Origin of the sequence: Agreia sp. (assembly GCF_964263775.1) — a bacterium.
In the GTDB taxonomy this organism is placed as follows: domain Bacteria; phylum Actinomycetota; class Actinomycetes; order Actinomycetales; family Microbacteriaceae; genus Agreia.
Genome location: NZ_CAXVWM010000189.1, coordinates 1 through 21,389, shown reverse-complemented (window position 1 = coordinate 21,389; position 21,389 = coordinate 1). Strand labels below are relative to the sequence as shown.

Sequence of the window (21,389 nt, the reverse complement as noted above, 5' to 3'; positions counted from 1 at the left end):
ACACCGCGAAGACTCCGGCCCCGATCATCGATCCGAGGCCGATGAACACGGCGTCGCCGAGGCCGAGGCGACGCGCCAACCGCGGTGTACTCACGGCCGCATGCTAGCGCGGCACTGTGAACACGAGGTGTCGGCGGCGGGACTCGACCGCGCCGCGCCGCGCCGGTCAGGCCATGTGTCACACACCTACCTATGCCGTGGGTCGAGGGTCGATTGCCGCCACATGGCAGCCCAGCCCTTGATTCCGCTTGTCAGATATCAACCTATCGACCGCGTTTTCGGTCGATTCGCGCCATCTGACGGTACTGGCTGCGGCTACATCAGCCCGTCGCTCAGGGCGCTCGGGTTGCCGAAGCGGTGGTTCGTCATCGACACCGACTGCTCTCGCACGAACGGCAGCAGCTCGATTCGACCGGCGCGGGTGACCTCGCCGGCGTACACCGCGACATCGGGTTCGGCGCCCAGGGCTACGGCGACCGCGGCGGACGATCCGCCGATAAGCCGGATGCGCGGGGTCGCAACCCCGTCTGCGGCGACCCGGGCGAGCCACGCCTCGTCGTTCTCGATCGTGACGCGCACACCCCATTCCTTGAGCAGCGCCCGCATCGGACGCGGAAGCTTGTGCGCGGAGGACACCGTGACCTTCGCCCGGGCCAGCGTCGCCGCCGAGAGCACCCGCAGCAGCTGGTGCCGCTCACCGTCGTCGGATAGTCGAACCGTGACCGGAACCGGCCGGTAGCGCAGCACGTTGCGTTCGACTCCGAGGCCGGCGCGGTCGACGAAAGCGAACGAGTTCGACCAGGCGACCGCGTCGCTCTTGGCCCCGCGGCGGGCGATATCGAAGTGGGTCCAGTCGAGGCCGGCCTGTGCCGAGTCGAGCAGCGCTGCGACCCTTCCGTCGAGCCCGGCGTTGCTGAGGCCCTGGCTGGGCTCGCCCTCCTCGGTCGTCCACGTTCCGAGGTGCACCAGGTAGTTCGGGCCGCCGGCCTTGGCACCCGCGCCCACGGCAGAGCGCTTCCACCCGCCGAACGGCTGCCTCTCGACGATGGCACCGGTGATGCCACGATTGACGTAAAGGTTGCCCGCGTCGACCGTGGCCAGCCACTGCTCGATCTCGGCGGCATCCAGCGAATGGATGCCTGCGGTCAGCCCGTAGTCGGTGCCGTTCTGGTACCCGATCGCCTGCTCGAGCGTCGAAGCGTGCATGATTCCGAGAACGGGGCCGAAGTACTCGGTCGTGTGAAACGGCGATGTCGCAAGCACGCCCTCGCGCACGCCCGGGGTCCAGAGTCGCCCATCAGAGCTGCGCCGCACCGGCTCGACGAGCCACCTCTCGCCCGGGCCGAGCACCGTCAACGCCTCGAGCAGCTTGCCCTCGGCGGACTCGATCAGCGGGCCCATGTCGGTGAGGGGGTCGGATGCGTAGCCGACCCGCAGCGACGACACCGCATCCCCGAGCTGCCGGCGAAAGCGCTCGGAGCGCGCGACCGAGCCGACGAGAATCACAAGCGATGCGGCCGAGCACTTCTGGCCTGCGTGGCCGAACGCGCTCTTCACGATGTCGGCGACGGCCAGGTCGAGGTCGGCCGAAGGCGTCACGACGATGGCGTTCTTGCCGCTCGTCTCGGCGAGCAGGTCGAGCTCGGGCCGCCATGAGCGGAACAGCTTCGCGGTCTCGTACGACCCGGTCAAAATGACCCGGTCGACGCTCTCGTGCGCGATGAGCTGCCGAGAAAGATCGCCCTCTTCGATGTCGACGAGGGCGAGAAGCTCGCGCGGGATGCCGGATTCCCAGAGGGCCTCGACCAGCACGGCGGCCGAGCGGCGCGCCTGCGGTGCGGGCTTGATGATGACGCCGCTGCCGGCCGCGAGCGCCGACAGCATCGACCCGGCCGGGATGGCGACGGGAAAGTTCCACGGGGGCGTCACCACGGTGAGCGCCGACGGAACGAAAACAGCGCCGTCGACGCGGTCGAGTTCTTCTGCGCGGGCGGCGTAGTAGTTCGCGAAGTCGATGGCCTCGCTGACCTCGGGGTCGCCCTCGGCGATCGTCTTGCCGGTCTCGGCCGCCATCACCTCGATGAGCCGGTCGCGATTCGCCTCCAGCGCCAGCGCCGAGCGCCGCAGAACGGCGGCCCGCTCGGCCCCGGTCTGCGCGCCCCAGCGGGCCCCGCTCGCGCGCACCGAGTGGATGATGCCATCCAGAACCGAGGCATCGGTCACCACGGCCGCGTCGATGGTGTCGACGCCGATGCGATTGCCGGGCCCGACCAGAGACAGGATGCGTCGGCCCCAGCCGCGATTGGCCGCCAGCGACGGGTCGGTGTCGGCCGCGTTCTCGAACTCGCTCGCGCGGGCGAGTTTCGACAGGTCGCTGCGATCCTGCGTGCGGTTCGGTGTCGGCTCGTCGGCACCCAACGCATCCACCGACGCCAGAAAGCGGTTCTTCTCGTGCTCGAACGCGGTTTCGCTGGTCGCGATGTCGAACACGCTCGACATGAAGTTCTCATCGCTGGCGTTCTCTTCGAGGCGCCGAACGAGGTAGCTGATCGCCACGTCGAACTCCTTCGGATGCACCACCGGCGTGTAGAGCAGCAACTGCCCCACGTCGCGGCGCACGGCGTCTGCCTGCCCCGTGGCCATGCCGAGCAGCATCTCGAAGTCGATGCTCTCGGTCACGCCACGGTGCGCAGCCAGCAGCCGCGCGAGCGCGATGTCGAAGAGATTGTGGCCGGCGACTCCGATGTGCACGGCGTCGGTGCTCTCGGGGGTCAGCGCCCACTCGAGCACGCGCTTGTAGTTCGTGTCGGTCTCGCGCTTCGAGCCGTAGGTGGCGAGCGGCCAGCCGTGCAGCGCCGCATCCACGTGCTCCATGGCGAGGTTCGCGCCCTTCACGACGCGCACCTTGATCGGAGCCCCGCCGCGCGACCGACGCTCGGCCGCCCAGTGCTGCAGGCGCTGCATCGCGCCCAGCGCATCCGGCAGATAGGCCTGCAGCACGATGCCGCCCTCATAGCCCAGCAGCTCTTCGCGATCGAGCAGCCTCATGAAGACCGCGAGGGTCAGGTCGAGGTCGCGGTACTCCTCCATGTCGAGGTTGATGAACTTGTTCGCAGGCAACGCGATGCGATACAGCGGCAGCAGGGTCTCGGCCACGCGCTCGACGGTCTCGTCGAAAGCCCACATCGACAGGTCGCTCGCGATCGCCGACACCTTCACCGACACGTAGTCGACGTCGGGCCGGGCGAGCAGCTTCTCGGTTCCCTCGAGTCGGCGGCGGGCCTCCGCGCTGCCGAGCACGGCCTCACCGAGCAGGTTCAGGTTGAGTCGCGATCCGTCGGCGCGCAGCTTCTGGATGGCCGGCCCGAGCTTCGCGGGCGTCGCATCGACGACGAGGTGGCCGACCAGCTGCCGCAGAACCGTGCGGGCCGCCGAAACCACGACGCCCGGAACCACCTCGCCGAAGACACCGCCGGCAGCCACGGCACTGCGCAGATACCAGGGCAGAAAAGCGGGAACGCGAGCGCCGATGGTCTGCAGGTTCTTGGCCGCGACCGCTGCGTCTTCGGGCCGGGCGACGCCGTCGACGAAGCCCACGGTGAAAGCGAGGCCGTCGGGATCTGTGAGGACACCGGCGAGACGCTCGGCGGCCGGATCGGGCGCCACGTCTTTCGACTCGTCGAGCCAGCGGCGCGCGAGCGCCACGGCGGGCGCCGCGAGATCGGCGGGGGTGAGGCTCGGGTCGGCCTCGAATTCGGGCGAGTTCGGGTTCGCGGAGGTCACCCTTCGAGGATATGGCGTGGGTGCCCCCATCGGCCGGAGGCGGGGCGCACCGTGATCAGGTCATCGCTGAGCCGCCGGGCGCACGATGATCTCGTTCACGTCGACGTTTGCCGGCTGGGCGATGGCGAAGGCGACGGCCGCAGCGATGCTCGACGCCGGGATGGCATGGGCCCGGTAGGCGACCATCGCCTCGCGGGCCTTCGGGTCGCTGATCGAGTCGGCCAGCTCGCTCGTCGTGACACCGGGGCAGATCGTGGTGACTCGGATGCCTGCCGGCGACTCCACCCTGAGGCCCTCGCTGATGGCCCAGGCCGCGAATTTCGACCCGGAGTAGACGGCGCTCGTGGGCGAAACCTCGTGCGCCCCGACCGACGCCATGGTGACCAGATGGCCGCTCCCCCTGGCGGTGAAGTGCGGAAGAGCGGCGGCGATTCCGTGCAGCAGGCCCAGCACGTTCACGTCGATCATCGTCTTCCACTCATCGACGAGTCCCGCGTCGAGTCGCGAGAGCGGCATGACGCCCGCATTCGCCACGAGAACGTCGAGGCGGCCGTGCTCGGCCGCGATGGCATCGACGACGGCTCGGTGGCCCTCGATGTCAGTGACGTCGAGGTCGACTGCCTGAGCCGTGCCGCCGGCAGCCGCGATTCGTGCGACGAGCTCGTCGAGCTGCGGGCGGCGGCGGGCACCCACGACCACGTGGTGGCCATCGGCAGCGAGCCGTTCGGCGGTCGCGGCGCCTATTCCGCTGCTCGCTCCGGTGACGAGCACGATCTTCTGTTCGGTGTGTGAGTTCATGGTTGCCACACTGAGGCCGCAGCGGCATCGGCGACAGGCCGCAGGCATCCTGGGTGCACCGCACCCACCCGCGTCGTCGCCAGCGATCTAGGCTGGCCAGATGACCAGCGAACTCGGTGACTACCTCAGAGTTCAGCGAGCGGCCAGACGGCCCGAGGATGCCGGGTTCCCGGGCGGGGCTCGCCGTCGAGTGGCGGGGTTGCGGCGCGAGGAGGTCGCCGTGGCCGCCGGGGTCAGCGCCGACTACTACGTGCGCCTCGAGCAGGGGCGCGAGAGTCGGCCGTCGCCTCAGGTTCTCGACGCGCTCGGGCGGGTGTTCGGCCTCGACGACGACGGCCGCATCCACCTGTTCAGGCTGGCCGGTCTGGCGCCCGCGCCGGCCGCCTCGAGCACGGAGCGAGCCGATCCCGAGCTTCTCGCATTGCTCGACTCGTGGTCCCAGCATCCCGCGCTCGTTCTGGGCCGGGCGTATGACGTGCTCGCGGCCAACACGCTCGGCCGCGCACTCTTCGAGCACTCGAGCCACAATGACAATCTGGCCAGGATCGTGTTTCTCGACCCCGCGGCCCGGCGGTTCTACGCCGAGTGGGATGCCGCTGCCCGCGCGACCGTGGCCGGCTTGCGGCTCGCCGCGGGAGCGGCGCCAGACGAGCCGAGGCTTCGCTCAGTCCTCGACGAGTTGCGGGCATCGAGCGAAGACTTCCGTCGGCTGTGGGCCGTGGCGGATGCTCGAGGCAAACGGCCCGAACGCAAAGGCTTCGTCCATCCGGCCGTCGGCCCGCTCACGCTACGGGCTCACTCCTTCGATGTGCGCGCCGCTCCCGGACAGGAGCTGGTGGTCTACCGCGCGGAGCCGGGTTCGCCGAGCGCCGAGGCTCTGGTTTTGCTTGGGTCGCTCGCTGCGGCGCCCTACTCTTCATTGTGAACTCTCACCGACTCCGAGCAGGTCAGTGCCCGCGATGGTCTTGAATGCTCATGCGCGGCCCGTGCCTCGGCTTCGCGAAGCCGCTGGCCCCAATGAGGCGCACGATGCGCTGGCGATGTCCGCGCCAAGGTTCGAGCAGTTCGAGCATGCCGTCGTCGTCGACCGGTGAGCCCGTGAGCGCGTAGCCCACGTGCGCGGCGAGGTGGTAGTCGCCCACGCTCACGGCGTCGGGGTCGGCGTGACTGCGCTGCGTCGTCTCGGCGGCCGTCCACCTGCCGATGCCCGGCAGGGTCTGCAGCCGTTTTGCGGCCGTCTCCGCATCCACCGTCGAGGCCCGCTCGAGCGCCGTCGCGACCTGACACGCCGACACCACCGCGCGACTGCGACGCGGGTCGACGCCGGCGCGGTGCCACTGCCACGAGGGCACCCCGCGCCAGGTGTCAGCGTGCGGCGCCACGTGCATTCCGGCGGGCGCGGGGCCCGGCGCTACGTCGCCGTAAATGCGAATCAGCTTGTACCAGGCACGGTGAGCCTCGAGCGTCGTGACCTTCTGCTCGATGATGGCCGGCACGAGCGCCTCCATGATGAGGCCCGAGCGACTGAGCCGCATTCCCTGGTTGCGCCGGCGCACCTCTGCGAGGGCCGGATGCGAGTCGAGCGTCAGTTGCGACCAGTCGTCGTCGGCCCCGAGCAGCGCGGGCACCCGCTCGATCACCCAGTGCGCGCCCGCGCCCCAGGCCCGTGCCTCGATGCCGTGCCGGCGCTGGCGCATGAGCAGTGTGGCGGCGCCGACCGGGGTGCGCACCGTGCGCCAGAACCCCTCGGGCGTCGAGCGGCAGGTCGGGTCACCCTTTCCCCTGCTGTGCACACCCATCGTGGTCGCCACGTCGACCTCGTGCGCGGGCGCGTAGACGGTGACCGCCGCGGGTGCGGGCGCGGTGTCGACGGCGGGGCGCGCTGCTTCGAGAGTCATGGTGACGGCAGGCTAACCCGAGGCTCCGACATTCGCCGCATCGACGCGAGCGCTAAGAGTATTCGTCGCCGCGCCCTTCGTCGCCCCGACCTATGACCTCACGCAGCCGAGTTGCGTCGACAGCTCCGACGCCACCCGGGCGATGAGCGCGCCGACCTCGTCGAGGTGGACGCCCAGCCTGGCCTTGGGTGCACTGACATTGATCGCGGCGACGATGCTGCCTCGAAAGTCGTAGACGGGAGCTGAGGCTCCGACGACGCCGAGCTCGAATTCTTCATCGACGGTGGCATAACCGCGCCTGCGAATACGCTCGATTTCGCGATTCAGCTCGGGGTAGCTGGTCACCAGGGGTCGACCTTCCTCTGCCGCGGGCAAGGGGATGCCGCCCGGCACGTGCTCCCGCGGCGCGACCGGGCTGACGACGCGGCCATCGTGGCCGTGCAACTCATACCAGCCTCGGAGGTCATCGTCGTCCCAGTCGCTAATGAGGACTCGACCGGAGGAGGTGCGCCAGGCCGCGACACTGACACCTTCCCAGCCGATGCCCCGAAACGCGTATTCGCTCAATTCGCTTGACAACGTCAGCACATTGTCTCCCCGCAGAACGCACAAGTGCGCGGTCTCGTGCGTGGCTGTGACCACTCGTCGAAGAGCGGGCGTGGCCTCACGCACCAGGCGCGACTCGAGGGTACGCGCTGCGAGCGCGTAGAGCTGAAAGCCCAGGCGGTAGCCGAGGGTTTGCTGGTCGCGTGCGACCATGCCCGCATCGGCGAGGGTTGCGAGCGTTCGCGACACCTGCCCCTTGTCTCGTCCGACGATCTCAGCGATGCGAACCACGCCGAGTCCTCCGCTCGCCTCGGCCTCGGCAGAGCCGAGAACCTCGAGTAGATCGAGGTCGCGGCGCAGTCCGGCGGCGTTTCGGCGGGGCGATGACGGGATGCTCATAGTCGTCAATTTACATCATTGGTTGACATACGCGCAACGACAGTTGCGCAAAAGATAACCAGCCCCTAGCCTCGGATTATTGCCGTACTGCGGAGAACCATTCCGCGCTCATCCGCTCAATGTCGAGTAAGGAGAACAATCCACCCGTGAATGGATTCGATTTCGATGGCCTGCTGACCTTCTGGGGTCGCCGGTCCGACGACATTCTCACCCTCGTCGGTGAACACCTGCTCGTCGTCGCCCTCGCCCTGATCTTCGCCACGATCATCGGCGTCGGTGTCGGACTGTTGGTCTGGAACAACGCCGTCGGTCGCTCTCTCGCCGTCACCAGCGCGGCGGTCATCCTGACCATTCCATCGTTGGCGCTGCTGGCCGCGATGATCCCGCTCTTCGGCCTCGGCTGGGTTCCCACCCTGATCGGGCTCACTCTCTACTCGCTGCTTCCGATCGTCCGGAACACCGTCGTCGGGCTCCGCGAGGTCTCCCCCGCGATCATGGAATCGGCCAAGGGGATGGGCATGAGCCCGGGACGCGTCATGCTGACCGTCCAGTTGCCCATGGCATGGCCGGTGATCGTCACCGGCGTGCGCGTCGCGGCGCAGCTCACGATCGGAATCGCCGCGATCGGCGCCTACGTAGGCGGTCCGGGCCTAGGCCAGATGATCTTCCAAGGACTGAGCTCCCTCGGCTCGAAGAACGCCCTCAACTACGCACTGACAGGCACCTTGGGTGTCGTCATTCTCGCGCTCCTGGTCGATGGGGCGTTCACCTACATCACCAAGTACTCCACCTCGAAGGGGCTCCGTGCCTGACATGACCGACTCCACGAACCAGAACAGCACACCTGCCGACAAGATCATCGGCCCCCCGTCGAAATCGACGACCATCACGACAACGACCTCGATCACGACGGTGCGCAACACGAGCGGTGCCCACATCGAGCTCCGCGACGTGAACAAGATCTACCCCGGCCAGGGCGTCGCCGCTGTCGAGAACTTCTCGATGGACGTGAAGCCGGGCGAGCTCATCATGTTCGTCGGGCCATCCGGCTGCGGCAAGACGACGACCATGAAGATGATCAACCGCATCATCGAGCCCACGTCGGGCTCGATTCAGATTGATGGGAGGGACGTGCTCTCGCTCGATCCCAACGAGCTGCGCCGGCACATCGGTTACGTGATCCAGCAAATCGGCCTGTTCCCGCACATGACGATCGCCGAGAACATCGCGGTCGTACCCAAGCTCCTCGGCTGGAACAAGCAGAAGATCAGCGACCGCATCGACGAACTTCTCTCTGTCGTGCAGCTCCACCCCAGAACCTTCGCCGACCGGTACCCCAAGCAGCTCTCGGGCGGCCAGCAGCAGCGCGTCGGGGTCGCCCGGGCGCTCGCCGCCGACCCCCCGGTCATGCTCATGGATGAGCCGTTCGGTGCCACAGACCCGATCACGCGGGAGAAGCTGCAGCTCGAGTTCTTGCGCCTGCAGGAGAGCATCGGCAAGACGATCATCTTCGTGACCCACGACTTCGACGAGGCCGTGCGGCTCGGTGATCGCATCGCCGTTCTCAGCGACAAGTCCCACATCGAGCAGTTCGACACCCCGGCCAATATCCTCGCCGCGCCCGCCAATGACTACGTCGCGTCGTTCATCGGTCGTGGGGCCGCACTCAAGCGGCTCGCCCTCATCCCCGTTTCCGAGGCAGGACTCGGGCCGGCGTCGGCGGCCGCCGGGCCGATGGCCATCGCATTCGACGACACACTGCGCGACGCACTCGACTCCCTCGTTCTGACCGGCATGCCGGCGATCGGGGTGACGGATGTCGATGGCCGCGTCATCGCATCCATCAGCGTCGACCAGATCTCGGCCGCGCTCGGCGCCGACGTCGCGCTGCTGACCGGGCGGGACTGACCATGGCATTTCAGGCCATCGTCGATACCGATGTCGACGAGACGCGCGGCACCGCAATGGAAAACGACAGTTCCGTGCTGCGCCGACCTCGGTTCTGGACCCTCCGCCGGATCGCGACGCCGATCGTCATCGCGCTGGTGCTCCTCGGGCTCTTCCTCTGGATCTCCAGCATGCAGCTCGACTCCATCATGGAGCGCACCTTGAACTGGGACTACATCGTGCTGCGCACGCGGGAGCACCTCGTGCTCACATTCGTGGCCTCTTTCCTGGTGGCCGTGCTCGCTATTCCGACCGGCATCATCGCCAGTCGCACGACCTCGCGAGTACTCAGGGGAACCATCCTCACGATCGCGAATATCGGTCAGGCGACCCCGGCCATCGGGTTCATCATCCTGCTGGCGATCATCTGGCAGATCGGCTTCCAGACCGCGCTCATAGCCCTCGTGGCCTATTCGTTCCTGCCCGTGCTGCGCAACACCATGATCGGGCTGTCGCAGATCGATCCGAACGTCGTCGAGTCTGCCCGGGGCATGGGCATGACCTCCAACCAGGTTCTGCGACGAATCGAGTTGCCGCTCGCCGTCCCCGTGATCCTCGCGGGACTCCGCACCTCGCTGGTGTTTTGCGTGGGGGTCGCCACGGTGGCCACCTTCATCAACGCCGGCGGCCTCGGCGACATGATCGTCAACGGCCTCAAGCTGCAGCGCTTTCCCGTGCTCATCTCCGGCGCCGTCATCGTCTCCTGCATCGCCCTGTTGATCGACTGGATCGCCGGACTCGCCGAAGACCTGCTGCGCCCCAAAGGCATCTAGCCCAGAGCTTCTCCCCCACCCCACCCTGCAATCGCACCGTCACAGAAAGCACCCACCATGAATAAGAGAACCACCACTGCCCTCCTGGCCGTCCTGGCCACAGGCGCCCTCGCCCTCACCGCCTGTTCCGGCGGAGGCGGCTCGTCATCCGGCTCCCAGGGCGACGAGCTGAAGGGCCTTTCCGGAGAAATCGGAGCGAAGGACTTCTCCGAGCAGTACATCCTGGCCCACATCACCAGCCAGCTCCTCAACGCCCACGGAGCCGACACCACGGCGAACACCTCCGTCGTCGGCTCCGCCAACGTGCGGGCGGCGCTCGAGGGAGACGACTTCCTCGGTTACTGGGAGTACACGGGGACCTCGTGGATCACCTACAACGGCAATACGGCACCAGTGCAGGGCGAGGAGGCCCAGTTCGCAGCCACAAAGGAGGCCGACGCCAAAAACGGCATCGCCTGGCTCGACCCCGCGCCCCTCAACAACACCTATGCGTTCGCCATCCTCAGCGACAAGGCCAAGAAGCTCGGCGTGAAGACTCTGAGCGACATCGCCGAGCTGCCCGTCTCCGAACAGACATTCTGCATCGAGAGCGAATTCTCCACCCGCGATGACGGCTGGCCCGGCCTCAAGGCCGCGTACGGTCTCGACGTGCCCGATGCGAACGTCTCGTTGCTCGACACCGGCGTCATCTACACCGAGACCGCCAAGGGCGACACCTGCAACTTCGGTGAGGTCTTCCAGACCGATGGTCGCATCACCTCCCTCGACCTGACGGTCATGGAAGACGATAAGGCGTTCTTCCCGGTCTACCAGGGAGCCTTCACCCTCAAGCAGACGACGCTCGACAAATACCCCGAGATCGCCGACGTGCTCGACGAGGTCTCGCCGCTGCTGACCACCGAAGAGATGCAGAAGCTGAACGCGCAGGCGGATGTCGATGGCGACGACCCCGAGGACATCGCGACGGACTGGCTCACCGAACAGGGACTGATCTAGATGCCCGAGGCCCTTCAGATCGGGGAGAGCTTCGTCGGTGACGCAGCGAACGCCGCGCACGTCAACACCGTCTTCGGTCACCGCGAGGGGCCGGCCGGGGTGGCGTGGGCAACGGCCCTCGCCACCCCGAGCGCCGGGCACGTTCCCTTCGTGACCGTGCTGCAGCCCTCCCTCCCCGTGAAACCGTTGACCCTGTTCGTCACCAAGTCCGCACCTTCGAACGATGCGCACGGGCTTCTCATCTGGGGTCCGGCCCAGGCCGGCATAGCCGCAGGGGTCGCCGATGCACTGGCCGACGGCATCCTGTCGCCCGCCGAAGCAGACAGCCATGTGATCATCGCGGCCGTGTGGGTGAACCCGGTGGCCGACGATGCCGACGCGGTGTTCGCCAACAACCGTCTCTCGGTGCGCACCGCTCTCGAGAACGGAACGCTCTCGCTTCCCTCGACGGCCGACGTCATCGCGGCTCGCAAATCGCCTTTCAACCCGTTCTACACTCCGGAGACCTGACACCCCTTATGAAGATCACCGCCATCAGGCTGACACGACTCGTGCTGCCCCTCGACCCGCCGTTCACCGCAGCCTGGGATCCGGATCCTCGCACGACGTTCGCCGCCACGCTCGTCGAGGTGCAGACCGACGACGGTGTCACCGGCTACGGATCGGGCGACACGATGGACGGCTTCGAGGCCTACGAACACCTGTTTCTCGGCACCGACCCGCTGCAGATCCTCAACCAGGTGCGCCGACTCGAGACCGTCAACTTTCACGGCGGTCGATACTGGCCCCTCGAGGCCGCCCTCTGGGACATCATCGGCCAGGTCGCCGGGCTGCCGGTCAGCGTGCTGTTCGGCGGGGCGAAAGACAGGCTTCCCGCCTACGCGTCGTGTGGCGAGTTGAAGTCACCGGGGGCCCGGGTGGAATCGGCCCTCGCGGCCAAAGAACTCGGCTTCCGGGCCATGAAGATCCGCATAGCCCGTGACCGCCTCGCCGAGGGGATCGCCGCCGTGCGCGCCACCCGCGAGGCACTCGGCGACGACTTCGAGATCATGGTCGATCTCAACCAGATGTGGCGCATGTCCGGCGACATCGAGCCCGCACTCCCGCTCGCCGCCGTTCAGCGTGTCGCCGCCGAGCTGAACGAACTTCGGGTGCTCTGGCTCGAAGAGCCGCTGCCCCAGGTCGACGTGGTCGGCGCCCGGCGCGTGCGAGCGCAGACCGGCATCCAGGTGTCGGGAGGCGAGATGGTGCGCTCCCTTCCCGAATTGATGGCGCTCATCGAGGCGGATGCTTTCGACATCTACCAGCCCGACGTGGCACTCGCCGTGGGCATGTACCGGGCGCGCCAAGTCGCCGAATCGGCGAATCTCCGGCATCGCCTGTTCACCCCCCACACCTGGAGCAACGGGCTCGGCCTGCTCGCCAATCTGCACGTGGCAGCGGGGGTGGATGCGGGTCCGTTCATCGAGTTCCCGTTCGACCCGCCCGGCTGGACGCCGGAGCGACGCGACTTCTTCATGACCCCGCTGATGATCGACTCCCGGGGCGATCTGGTCGTGCCGGCCGCCGCAGGACTCGGCGCCCATATCGACCACGAGGCGGTCGCGCGATACACGGTGCAGTCATGACCGACTGGATAGCGGCCGCAGCCGCCCTCTCGCCCGAGACCCGCCTCTTCATCGATGGCGACTACCGCGACGCCGCCGACGGAGCCACCCTCGACTCGATCTCGCCCCGCGACGGCAGCCTGTTCACGCGCATTGCGGCGGGCGACACGGTCGATGTGGATGCCGCGGTTCGGGCCGCGAGCGCCGCCTTCGAATCGGGGGTCTGGTCGCGAGCAGACCGCCGCGAGCGCCAGCGCGTTCTCATCCGGCTCTCTGAACTCATGCTCGAGAACCTCGATGAGCTGGCCCTTCTCGAATCGCTCGACTCGGGGCATCCGATCGGCGACGCCCGTCGCGTCGACGTGCCCAACGCCGCGCGCACCATCCGGTGGTACGCCGAGGCCCTCGACAAGATCTACGATGAGGTCGCCCCGACGCCAGAGAACGCGCTGGCACTGGTGCGTCGGGAGCCTCTCGGAGTCGTCGGCGCCGTCGTGCCGTGGAATTACCCGCTCATCATCTCGGCCTGGAAGATCGGACCAGCGCTCGCGGCGGGCAACTCCGTGGTGCTGAAACCGGCCGAGAACACGAGCCTGTCGGCCATCAGGTTGGCCGGGCTCGCCGCGGAGGCGGGCGTTCCCGCGGGCGTGTTCAACGTCGTTCCGGGCTACGGACGTACGGCGGGCCAGGCGCTTGGCCGGCATCCGCTCGTCGACAAGGTGGCCTTCACCGGCTCTCCCGCGGTGGGCAAGGGATTCCTCACGTACGCGGGTGAGTCCAACGGCAAGCAGGTCTCGCTCGAGCTCGGAGGCAAGTCCGCCCAGCTGGTGCTCGCCGACGTAGAGGACCTCGCAGCCTGCGCCTCGAGCGTGGCCTGGGGCATCTTCTACAACGCCGGCCAGACCTGCCACGGCGGCAGTCGGCTCATCGTCGACGAGACCGTGCACGACGAACTCGTCGACGAGGTGCTGAAGGTCGGCCGCTCCCTCGTTCTCGGCGACCCCCTCGACGAGCTCACCCAACTCGGAACCATCGCCAGCGGCGTGCAGCTCGATCGGGTTCTCGGCTACACCGAGGTCGCACGCTCGGAGGGCGTGAGCGTGCACGGAGGAAACCGGGTGCGCCCGACCGGGCTCGAAGACGGCTTCTATGTGGAGCCGACGGTCTTCGACGGCGTCGACAATGCCGGCAGGATCGGCCAGGAGGAGATCTTCGGGCCCTCCCTGGCTGTCACGACGGTCAGGGGCGTCGACGAGGGAATCCGGGTGGCCAACGAGAGCGCCTATGGCTTGGCCGCCAGCGTCTGGACGCAGAACATCACCACCGCGCTCACGACCGCGCAGCGCCTGCGGGCCGGAACGGTGTGGGTCAACACGTTCGACGTCGCCGACGTAATCACTCCCTTCGGCGGAGTCAAGCAGTCGGGTGCCGGGCGCGATCGCTCACTGCACGCCTTCGACGCCTACACGGCGTTGAAGACGACCTGGATCGACCTCGGCTGACATCGAGTCGCCCCAAACAAACACCACGCACGAAACCCCCCAACAAGATTGAGAGAAAAATGAACGCAATCCAGCCGATCACCGTCGGCTTCATCGGACTCGGCAACATGGGCTCGGGCATGACCCGCAACCTGCAGCTCGCGGGGTTTTCGCTCGTGGTCAACGACATCCGGCGCGAATCGGCTGTCGAGCTGCTCGCGGGGGGCGCCCGGTGGGCCGACACCCCGGCCGAAGTCGCTGCATCAAGTGACGTGGTCATCACGATGTTGCCGACGCCCCGTCACGTCGACGCCGTGCTGCACGGCCCCCGAGGCATCCTCGCCGGGCTGGCCGACGGGGGAACGTGGATCGACATGTCGACCTCGGTGCCCGAGGTGGCCGATCGCGTTCGCTCCGAGAACGCCGCGCGCGGGTTGCGAATCCTCGATGCCCCGGTCTCGGGGATGTCGGTGGGGGCGGCATCCGGGATGCTGCAGATCTTCGTGGGCGGAGACGCCGACGATGTCGCGCGGCTGCGCCCGGTCTTCGAGGCCATGGGCGATCCCGAGCGAATCCTGCACGTGGGTGCGGCGGGAGCCGGATACGCCGTGAAGCTCATGATCAACCAGCTCTGGTTCTCGCATCTGGTCGCCACCGCGGAGGTGCTGTCGATCGGCGTCAAGGCCGGTGTCGACCTCGAGGTTCTGCGCCAGTCGCTCATCGCCAGCCCGGCCAACAGCAACTTCGTGCAGAACGACGTGCTCTCGATCCTCGACCACGGAGACTACGACGAGGGATTCGCCATCGCCCTCGCGTGCAAGGACCTCGGGCTCTCTGTCGACCTGGCTCGCTCCGTGGGCGTGCCGGCCGAGCTGTCGGGTCTCGTCGAGCAGATCTACCGCCGCGCCAAGGCGCAGTACGGCGACAGGGCGGGCGAGATGATGCCGGTCAAGCTCTACGAAGACCTCACGGGCATTCCGCTCCGTCGGGAGCCCTCGCCCGCCGCCGAGCACGCATCCTCGGAGGTGTTCGCATGAGCATCCTGCCCCCGCAGCAGTTTCCGCTCTCCGAGATGGAACTCGACCTCGATCCCAAGCCCTACGCCTACTTCGGTCGAGGCCGCGTGCGCGAGGTCGGCGCGGTCACCGCCGCCACCGGTGCGACGAGCGCGCTCATCGTGACGGATGCCTTTCTCGCGACGTCACCCGTGGTCGCGGCCGTGAAGGAGTCGCTCGAGTTCGCCGGAATCGCTGTGAGCATCTTCGATGGCGTGACACCGAATCCGACCACGACCTCGGTTGACGCCGGCAGCGACCTCGCGAGAGACCTGCACGTGCACGCCCTCGTCGCCGTCGGCGGCGGGTCGTCGATGGATGCGGCGAAGGGCATCTCGATCGGCGCCGTGAACCCGCAGCGCAGCATCGAACTCGACTACCGCAGCGACTTCGTGAACGACTCGATTCCGATCGTGGCCGTGCCCACGACATCCGGCACCGGAGCGGAGGTCAACGCGTTCGGCGTGGTGACCGATGTCGTCACCCATCGCAAGTTCTACGTCGGCTCGTCGAGTGCGCTGGCCCGGGCCGCCGTGCTCGACCCCGAGCTCACCGTCGGCCTGCCGCCGGGTGCGACGGCGGCCACGGGCATGGATGCGCTGACCCACGCCCTCGAGAGCTACGTCTCGTTGCGCTCCAACCCCTACAGCGACGCCATAGCGCTGCAGGTCATCTCGACGGTTGCCGACCACCTTCCCCGCGCGGTCGCCGACGGAGGAGACATCGAGGCCCGGGCACAACTGCTGCTCGCGTCGCACATCGCGGGCGTGGGGTTCTCGCACACGGGGCTCGGGCTCGTGCACGGCATTGCCCATCCCCTGGGCGGCCGGTTCGACATCCCGCACGGGCTCGCGCTGTGCATCGTCATCGAGAAGGTGCTGCGGTTCAACCTGCCTGCGCGGCAGGAACGCCTCGCCCGGGTCGCCTTCGCCCTCGGTGCGGGCGACACCGCGGCCGGCGACGAGAAGAATGCGAAGGCCGCAATCACGGCGATCGCCGACCTCGCGGCGAGGGTGGGCATGACAGCCACACTGGCCTCGTTCGGAGTCACCCGCGCCGACCTCGAATCGCTTGCGGCCGACACCCTGGCCGACTCGGTCACCGTGAACAACCCGATCCAGCCGACGGCTGCCGACATCGTCCGAATCCTGGAGGAATCCCTGTGAGCCCGACCGTCACGACTTCGACTTCGACTTCGCCTGGCATCGTCTCGGCAAACCCGACGCCCGACGACGAGCGCGCCCTGCTCGCCTCGCTTCCGACCGGACTCCTGATCGGCGGCGCGTGGCGGGCCGCGAGCGACGGCGGCACGCTCGACGTGATCGACCCGTCGACTGGGGGGGTGCTGGCGAGCATCGCGTGCGCCACTCCCGCCGACGGCGCCGATGCCCTTAACGCCGCCGTCTCCGCTCAGGCTGCCTGGGCGAAGACCGCCCCGCGGGAGCGCGCCGAAATCTTGCGTAGGGCATTCGAGGCGGTCACGGCGCGGGGCGATGACTTCGCACTGCTGATGACACTCGAGATGGGCAAGCCCCTGGCCGAGGCGCGGGGCGAGGTGGCCTACGGCGCCGAGTTCCTGCGCTGGTTCTCCGAAGAGACCGCGAGGATCAGCGGCCGGTTCGCCCAGGCTCCCGACGGGAGCAGCCGTCTACTCGTCATGAAACGACCCGTCGGTCCGTGCCTCTTCATCACCCCGTGGAACTTTCCCCTCGCCATGGCCACGCGCAAGATCGCGCCCGCAATCGCCGCGGGCTGCACGATGGTGCTGAAGCCCGCGGCGCTCACTCCCCTCACGGCGCTGCTGTTCGCTCAAGTGCTCCAGGAGGCCGGCCTTCCGGCGGGCGTGCTCAATGTCATCCCGACCGCGAGCGCGGGCGCCGTCACAGGCCCGCTCGTGCGCGATCCCCGTCTGCGCAAGTTGTCGTTCACGGGATCGACGCCGGTGGGCAAGCGACTCATCGCCGACGCGGCCGAGCAGGTTCTGCGCGTGTCTATGGAGTTGGGAGGCAACGCGCCCCTGCTCGTCTTCGACGACGCCGACCTCGACCTCGCGGTCACCGGTGCAATGCTGGCGAAGATGCGCAACGGCGGCGAGGCCTGCACAGCGGCCAATCGCATCCTGGTGCAGCGGGGCATCGCCGCGGAGTTCACGGAGAAGCTGACAGCGCAAATGCGCGCCCACACCGTCGCGCGCGGCACGGATCCCGCGTCGAAGATCGGGCCACTGGTCGACGAGAACACCCGCGGCAAAGTGCACGACCTCGTTACGTCGGCAGTCGACGCGGGCGCTACCCTGGCGCTCGGTGGCGCTTACGTCTCCGGGCCCGGGTACTTCTACGAACCGACTGTCCTCTCCGACGTTCCGGCGGATGCGGCCATCCTGCACGAGGAGATCTTCGGGCCCGTCGCCCCTCTCATCACCTTCGACACCGAAGCCGAGGGCATCCGGCTGGCCAATGACACGGAGTACGGACTGGTCGCCTACGCGTTCACCCGAGACCTCAACCGAGGGCTCCGGCTGGCCGAGGAGCTCGACGTCGGCATGTTCGGTCTGAACACCGGCATCGTGTCGAACCCGGCCGCGCCATTCGGCGGAGTCAAACAGTCGGGAATGGGCCGGGAAGGTGGATTCGAGGGCATCGATGAGTATCTCGAGACTCGATACGTCGGAATCGCGGACCCGTACGCAGACGCGTGATCAGGGCCTCCCGGCATCCGTGACCGCCTCATCGTCACGCCGCGTTCACCGCTGCGTCACCGGCGCCTGCGACAGTAAGCGCATGCAGACGTCGACGGCGACCCTCACCGCGCTCGACTCCCCCTACGCCCTGTCGATCTTCATCGACCGGCTCTCCCGTTACCAGCGTATTCCGGTGGATGCCCACGGCTTCATCGTGTCGATCCCGCGCGGGGCGCGTGCTGGTGACGCGAGAGGGTCGATTGCTGACGGTGAACGTGGTCGCGTCCGATGAGCGAGGACTCGCCTCGTCGATGGCCGCGATCGTGAACGAACTCGACCAGGGCTTCGGGCGCGCCGACTTCAGGCGGAGCGTCGCCGTGCGCTGGCAGCGCCGCGACGTGGTGCCGGTCGCCCTGCGCTGATCGGTTCGCCGACACTTCGCTGCGAGCGCGAGTCAGTCGAGGAGCCCTAGAACAAAGTTCGTCACCACTAGCGCGGCACCGACAAGACAGAGGGCGAACATCGCCCAGCGAACGCGTCCGAAAGCCTGTCCCTTCGCTCTCGGATTGCGGATCGACCAGACCGAAGCTGGTAGGACCATCGCGAGTCCCACCCCGAGCAAGACCCACGTCAGCTGACTCACGACTGCCTCGACGGCATCGCTACGCTGACGGTCGAGTTCAGAATCGATTCTGGCACGGATGTGACCAGGGCTAGGGAACCTCGTCGTCGAGCTCGGCTTCGAGCTGCTCGGGCGTGAGGCGGTCACCCGGTGTCGGGCGGCGGAACGGAATCTCTTTCGTGGACTCGTGCCGCTGCAGCGTGCCCTCGTCGTCGACAGCACCGTTTCCGGACAGCGTGTCGGGGCCGTCCTCCGGCCCGTCGTGCAGGTCGAGTTCCTCATCTCGGTCTGCGGGGTGACGCTCGATCTGCGGTTCGAATGGCTCTGACATCGACATGCCGTAAAGCGTGCGCCGGTCAGGTTAACGGCGGCTGGGACTTTCGATCTCAGTCGTTCACCTCGATTTAACCGGTGAAGCGTACCGTCGCCCGCGGTTGCCGATTGAACCGCTTCCCACGCACCCCAGCAGCACCCGATCTGAAGGGACGAAGAAACGTGGATGTACTCATCACCGTTCTGCTCGTCGTGACCATCGCTCTCGTGTTCGATTTCACGAACGGGTTCCATGACACGGCCAACGCCATGGCGACCTCCGTCGCAACCGGCGCGCTCAAACCGAAGGTCGCGGTCACGATCTCAGCGGTGCTCAACCTGGTCGGCGCCTTTCTCTCGACCGAGGTCGCGAAGACGATCTCGCAGGGCATCATCAAAGAAGGCGACGGGGGCGTGCAGATCACGCCCACCATGATCTTCGCCGGGCTCGTGGGGGCGGTGCTCTGGAACCTCGGAACCTGGTACCTCGGCCTGCCCTCCAGCTCGACCCATGCGTTGTTCGGCGGCCTCATCGGCGCGGCGATCATCGGGGCCGGCTTCGGGAGCGTCGACTTCGGCGTCGTGCTCTCGAAAGTCGTGTTGCCCGCCCTCTTCTCCCCCCTCGTCGCCGGTCTCGTCGCCCTCATGGCGACCTACGCGGCGTATCGCATCACCAAACAGGCCCGCTCCCGCGGGTCGGATGCCGGCTTCCGCCACGGACAGACGATCTCGGCCTCGCTGGTGTCGCTCGCCCACGGCACGAACGACGCGCAGAAGACCATGGGCGTCATCACGCTCACGCTCATCGCGGCTGGCTACCAGGGGTCGGGAACCGGCCCGCAGTTCTGGGTCGTCGCATCCTGCGGTCTAGCGATCGCGCTGGGCACTTACCTCGGCGGCTGGCGGATCATGCGCACGGTCGGCAAGCGCATCACCGATGTGCAGCCCGCTCAGGGCTTCGCCGCCGAGACGAGCTCGGCCGCGACCATCCTCATCTCGTCGCACCTGGGCTTCGCCCTGTCGACCACGCAGGTCACGTCGGGCGCGGTCGTCGGCTCGGGCCTCGGCAAGAAGCTGGCGACCGTGCATTGGGGTGTCGTGGGCCGCATCGCCATGGCCTGGGTCTTCACGCTTCCGGCTGCCGCTCTCGTCGGCGGGCTCGCCGCCTGGGCTGCGAGCACCAGCACCGTCGGCCTCATCATCGTGGCCGTGCTTGCCCTCGCGGGCGGGTTGGGATTCGTGTTCCTCGCCCGGCGGCATCCCGTGACCCACAACAACGTCAACGATGTCGACGACGATGAGCGCGAAGCCGTCGGCACCACCTCCACCTCAACCGGAAAGGCCTGACCATGAGTTCGGATAACTTCCTCGGCGTCGACTGGGCGGCCTTCGGCATCGTCTTCGTCGTCGCATTCGCGGCGGCCGTGGCGATCGTCGTGTTCTACGCCGTCGGCCTGCGCCTGCTGGCAGTCGGCTCCCACGACGACACGGGTGCCGACGGGTCGATCGTGTCGACGGCCCGAGGAATCCGCCCGCTCGGCGCCACCGTCGGAGCGTTCGCCTGCCTCGCGGTGTGCGTGGCCGCGGTGCTCTACGGCCTGTACCTGATCATCCCGCAGTTCCACGGATAGCCGTTCGAGCAGCGCTTCGCCCGATAATGAACGCGTGGAACCCGACGCGCGTTGCCCCTGCGGCTCCGGCCTGAGCTACGGCGAGTGCTGCCGGCCGCTCCACCTGGGCGACGCCGCTGCGCCGACCGCCGAGCGCCTGATGCGGTCTCGGTTCTCGGCGTTCGCGGTGGGTGACGCCGCCTATCTGCTGCGCTCATGGCATCCGGATGCCCGCCCCGCGTCGATCGAGATCGACCCCGACACGCGCTGGCTGTGGCTCGAGATCGTGCGCACCGAGCGCGGCTCGGAACACGACACCGACGGCGTCGTCGAGTTTCGAGCGAAGTACCGGGTGGATGCGCCGGACGGCCGATCCTCCGGCGTGCAGCACGAGGTCAGCACCTTCACGCGCGTCGCCGGAGCCTGGGTGTACGTCGACGGCACGGCCTGAGACGACTGTGCCCGAATCCCTCCAACTGTTCGCGCGCGAACCGCGCGAATGGAGGTATTCGGGCACGAACGCTCGAGGCGGAGCGTACTGTACGGTTACGTCAATCGAGGAGGATTCATGGCCCGTCGGTCTCGCTGCGCAGCTACCGCCCACGCACGCTGACCGGCGAGGCACCGGCGCTGTTCTGGATCCACGGCGGCGGCTTCGTCCAGGGCGATCCCGTTCAAGACGAGCGCTCCAGCATCGACTTCGCGCGCACGCTGGGGATCACGGTCGTGGGCCTGCGCTATCGGCTCGGCCCCGAGCATCCGGCGCCTGCCGCGATCGAGGATGCCTACGCCGGCCTGAGCTGGCTGGCCGAGCACGCCGCCGAGCGGGGTGTGGATGCCGCCCGCATCGCGATCGGTGGGGCGAGCGCCGGGGGCGGGCTG

General features: G+C 67.8%; 22 protein-coding genes. 17 read left to right on the top strand and 5 right to left on the bottom strand.

Annotation, left to right across the window (positions count from 1 at the left end; all coding sequences use genetic code 11):
* Positions 1-315 precede the first annotated feature (315 nt).
* Complete coding sequence (locus ACE5CZ_RS13705; RefSeq protein ID WP_374947890.1) at positions 316-3,783, bottom strand: proline dehydrogenase family protein; 3,468 nt, start codon at positions 3,781-3,783, stop codon at positions 316-318.
* 60 nt (positions 3,784-3,843) lie between these two features.
* Positions 3,844-4,581: an SDR family oxidoreductase gene (locus tag ACE5CZ_RS13700; protein WP_374947889.1), complete on the bottom strand. Its 738-nt coding sequence runs from the start codon at positions 4,579-4,581 to the stop codon at positions 3,844-3,846.
* A 100-nt stretch (positions 4,582-4,681) separates the two neighbouring features.
* Between ACE5CZ_RS13700 and ACE5CZ_RS13695 the strand changes: the two genes are divergently transcribed.
* Positions 4,682-5,506, top strand: coding sequence for a helix-turn-helix transcriptional regulator (locus tag ACE5CZ_RS13695; protein ID WP_374947888.1), 825 nt, complete (start codon positions 4,682-4,684; stop codon positions 5,504-5,506).
* A 22-nt stretch (positions 5,507-5,528) separates the two neighbouring features.
* Here ACE5CZ_RS13695 and ACE5CZ_RS13690 read toward each other — a convergent pair whose 3' ends face one another.
* Positions 5,529-6,479 (bottom strand): DNA-3-methyladenine glycosylase family protein, encoded by a 951-nt coding sequence (locus ACE5CZ_RS13690; protein WP_374947887.1) that lies wholly within the window; start codon positions 6,477-6,479, stop codon positions 5,529-5,531.
* A 90-nt stretch (positions 6,480-6,569) separates the two neighbouring features.
* Positions 6,570-7,424, bottom strand: a complete 855-nt coding sequence (locus tag ACE5CZ_RS13685) for an IclR family transcriptional regulator (protein ID WP_374947886.1) — start codon at positions 7,422-7,424, stop codon at positions 6,570-6,572.
* A gap of 146 nt (positions 7,425-7,570) precedes the next feature.
* Between ACE5CZ_RS13685 and ACE5CZ_RS13680 the strand changes: the two genes are divergently transcribed.
* The 12 genes from ACE5CZ_RS13680 (at position 7,571) to ACE5CZ_RS13625 (ending at position 18,385) form a co-directional block, all read left to right on the top strand.
* Positions 7,571-8,236: an ABC transporter permease gene (locus ACE5CZ_RS13680; protein ID WP_374947885.1), complete on the top strand. Its 666-nt coding sequence runs from the start codon at positions 7,571-7,573 to the stop codon at positions 8,234-8,236.
* A gap of 1 nt (position 8,237) precedes the next feature.
* Positions 8,238-9,332 carry an ABC transporter ATP-binding protein gene (locus ACE5CZ_RS13675; RefSeq protein ID WP_374947884.1) on the top strand — a complete coding sequence of 365 codons (1,095 nt, stop codon included), beginning with the start codon at positions 8,238-8,240 and terminating at the stop codon, positions 9,330-9,332.
* Positions 9,333-9,334: 2 nt separating this feature from the next.
* The gene (locus ACE5CZ_RS13670) at positions 9,335-10,144 is read left to right on the top strand and encodes an ABC transporter permease (RefSeq protein ID WP_374947883.1); all 810 of its coding nucleotides are present in this window, start codon (positions 9,335-9,337) and stop codon (positions 10,142-10,144) included.
* Positions 10,145-10,201: 57 nt separating this feature from the next.
* On the top strand, positions 10,202-11,140 hold the full coding sequence (locus tag ACE5CZ_RS13665) for a glycine betaine ABC transporter substrate-binding protein (protein WP_374947882.1): 939 nt from the start codon (positions 10,202-10,204) through the stop codon (positions 11,138-11,140).
* On the top strand, positions 11,141-11,650 hold the full coding sequence (fae, locus tag ACE5CZ_RS13660) for a formaldehyde-activating enzyme (protein ID WP_374947881.1): 510 nt from the start codon (positions 11,141-11,143) through the stop codon (positions 11,648-11,650).
* Between the two features lie 8 nt (positions 11,651-11,658).
* Positions 11,659-12,768, top strand: coding sequence for a mandelate racemase/muconate lactonizing enzyme family protein (locus tag ACE5CZ_RS13655; RefSeq protein WP_374947880.1), 1,110 nt, complete (start codon positions 11,659-11,661; stop codon positions 12,766-12,768).
* Positions 12,765-14,249, top strand: coding sequence for an aldehyde dehydrogenase (locus tag ACE5CZ_RS13650; protein ID WP_374947879.1), 1,485 nt, complete (start codon positions 12,765-12,767; stop codon positions 14,247-14,249). The genes ACE5CZ_RS13655 and ACE5CZ_RS13650 overlap by 4 nt, the downstream gene beginning before the upstream one ends.
* 59 nt (positions 14,250-14,308) lie before the next feature.
* Entirely contained in the window at positions 14,309-15,265 is a 957-nt protein-coding gene (locus ACE5CZ_RS13645; RefSeq protein ID WP_374947878.1) for an NAD(P)-dependent oxidoreductase, read from the top strand.
* Positions 15,262-16,449, top strand: coding sequence for an iron-containing alcohol dehydrogenase family protein (locus tag ACE5CZ_RS13640; RefSeq protein WP_374947877.1), 1,188 nt, complete (start codon positions 15,262-15,264; stop codon positions 16,447-16,449). The genes ACE5CZ_RS13645 and ACE5CZ_RS13640 overlap by 4 nt, the downstream gene beginning before the upstream one ends.
* Before the next feature lie 38 nt (positions 16,450-16,487).
* Entirely contained in the window at positions 16,488-17,981 is a 1,494-nt protein-coding gene (locus ACE5CZ_RS13635) for an NAD-dependent succinate-semialdehyde dehydrogenase (RefSeq protein WP_374947892.1), read from the top strand.
* Between the two features lie 82 nt (positions 17,982-18,063).
* A complete protein-coding gene (locus tag ACE5CZ_RS13630; RefSeq protein ID WP_374947876.1) occupies positions 18,064-18,255 on the top strand; it encodes a hypothetical protein in 192 nt (63 codons plus the stop codon).
* Positions 18,239-18,385, top strand: a complete 147-nt coding sequence (locus ACE5CZ_RS13625; RefSeq protein ID WP_374947875.1) for a hypothetical protein — start codon at positions 18,239-18,241, stop codon at positions 18,383-18,385. Before ACE5CZ_RS13630 ends, ACE5CZ_RS13625 begins: the two co-directional genes overlap by 17 nt.
* A 291-nt stretch (positions 18,386-18,676) precedes the next feature.
* On the opposite strand, the gene ACE5CZ_RS13620 is transcribed toward ACE5CZ_RS13625, so the two are convergent.
* Positions 18,677-18,916 (bottom strand): hypothetical protein, encoded by a 240-nt coding sequence (locus ACE5CZ_RS13620; RefSeq protein WP_374947874.1) that lies wholly within the window; start codon positions 18,914-18,916, stop codon positions 18,677-18,679.
* A gap of 164 nt (positions 18,917-19,080) precedes the next feature.
* On the opposite strand from ACE5CZ_RS13620, the gene ACE5CZ_RS13615 reads away from it, so the two are divergent.
* The 4 genes from ACE5CZ_RS13615 to ACE5CZ_RS13600 form a co-directional block, all read left to right on the top strand.
* Positions 19,081-20,244, top strand: coding sequence for an anion permease (locus ACE5CZ_RS13615; protein WP_374947873.1), 1,164 nt, complete (start codon positions 19,081-19,083; stop codon positions 20,242-20,244).
* Between the two features lie 2 nt (positions 20,245-20,246).
* Complete coding sequence (locus ACE5CZ_RS13610) at positions 20,247-20,528, top strand: hypothetical protein (RefSeq protein ID WP_374947872.1); 282 nt, start codon at positions 20,247-20,249, stop codon at positions 20,526-20,528.
* A gap of 34 nt (positions 20,529-20,562) precedes the next feature.
* The gene (locus tag ACE5CZ_RS13605; protein WP_374947871.1) at positions 20,563-20,958 is read left to right on the top strand and encodes a YchJ family protein; all 396 of its coding nucleotides are present in this window, start codon (positions 20,563-20,565) and stop codon (positions 20,956-20,958) included.
* A partial coding sequence (locus ACE5CZ_RS13600; RefSeq protein ID WP_374947891.1) for an alpha/beta hydrolase occupies positions 20,880-21,389 on the top strand: 510 nt, incomplete at its 3' end. The genes ACE5CZ_RS13605 and ACE5CZ_RS13600, both read left to right, overlap by 79 nt.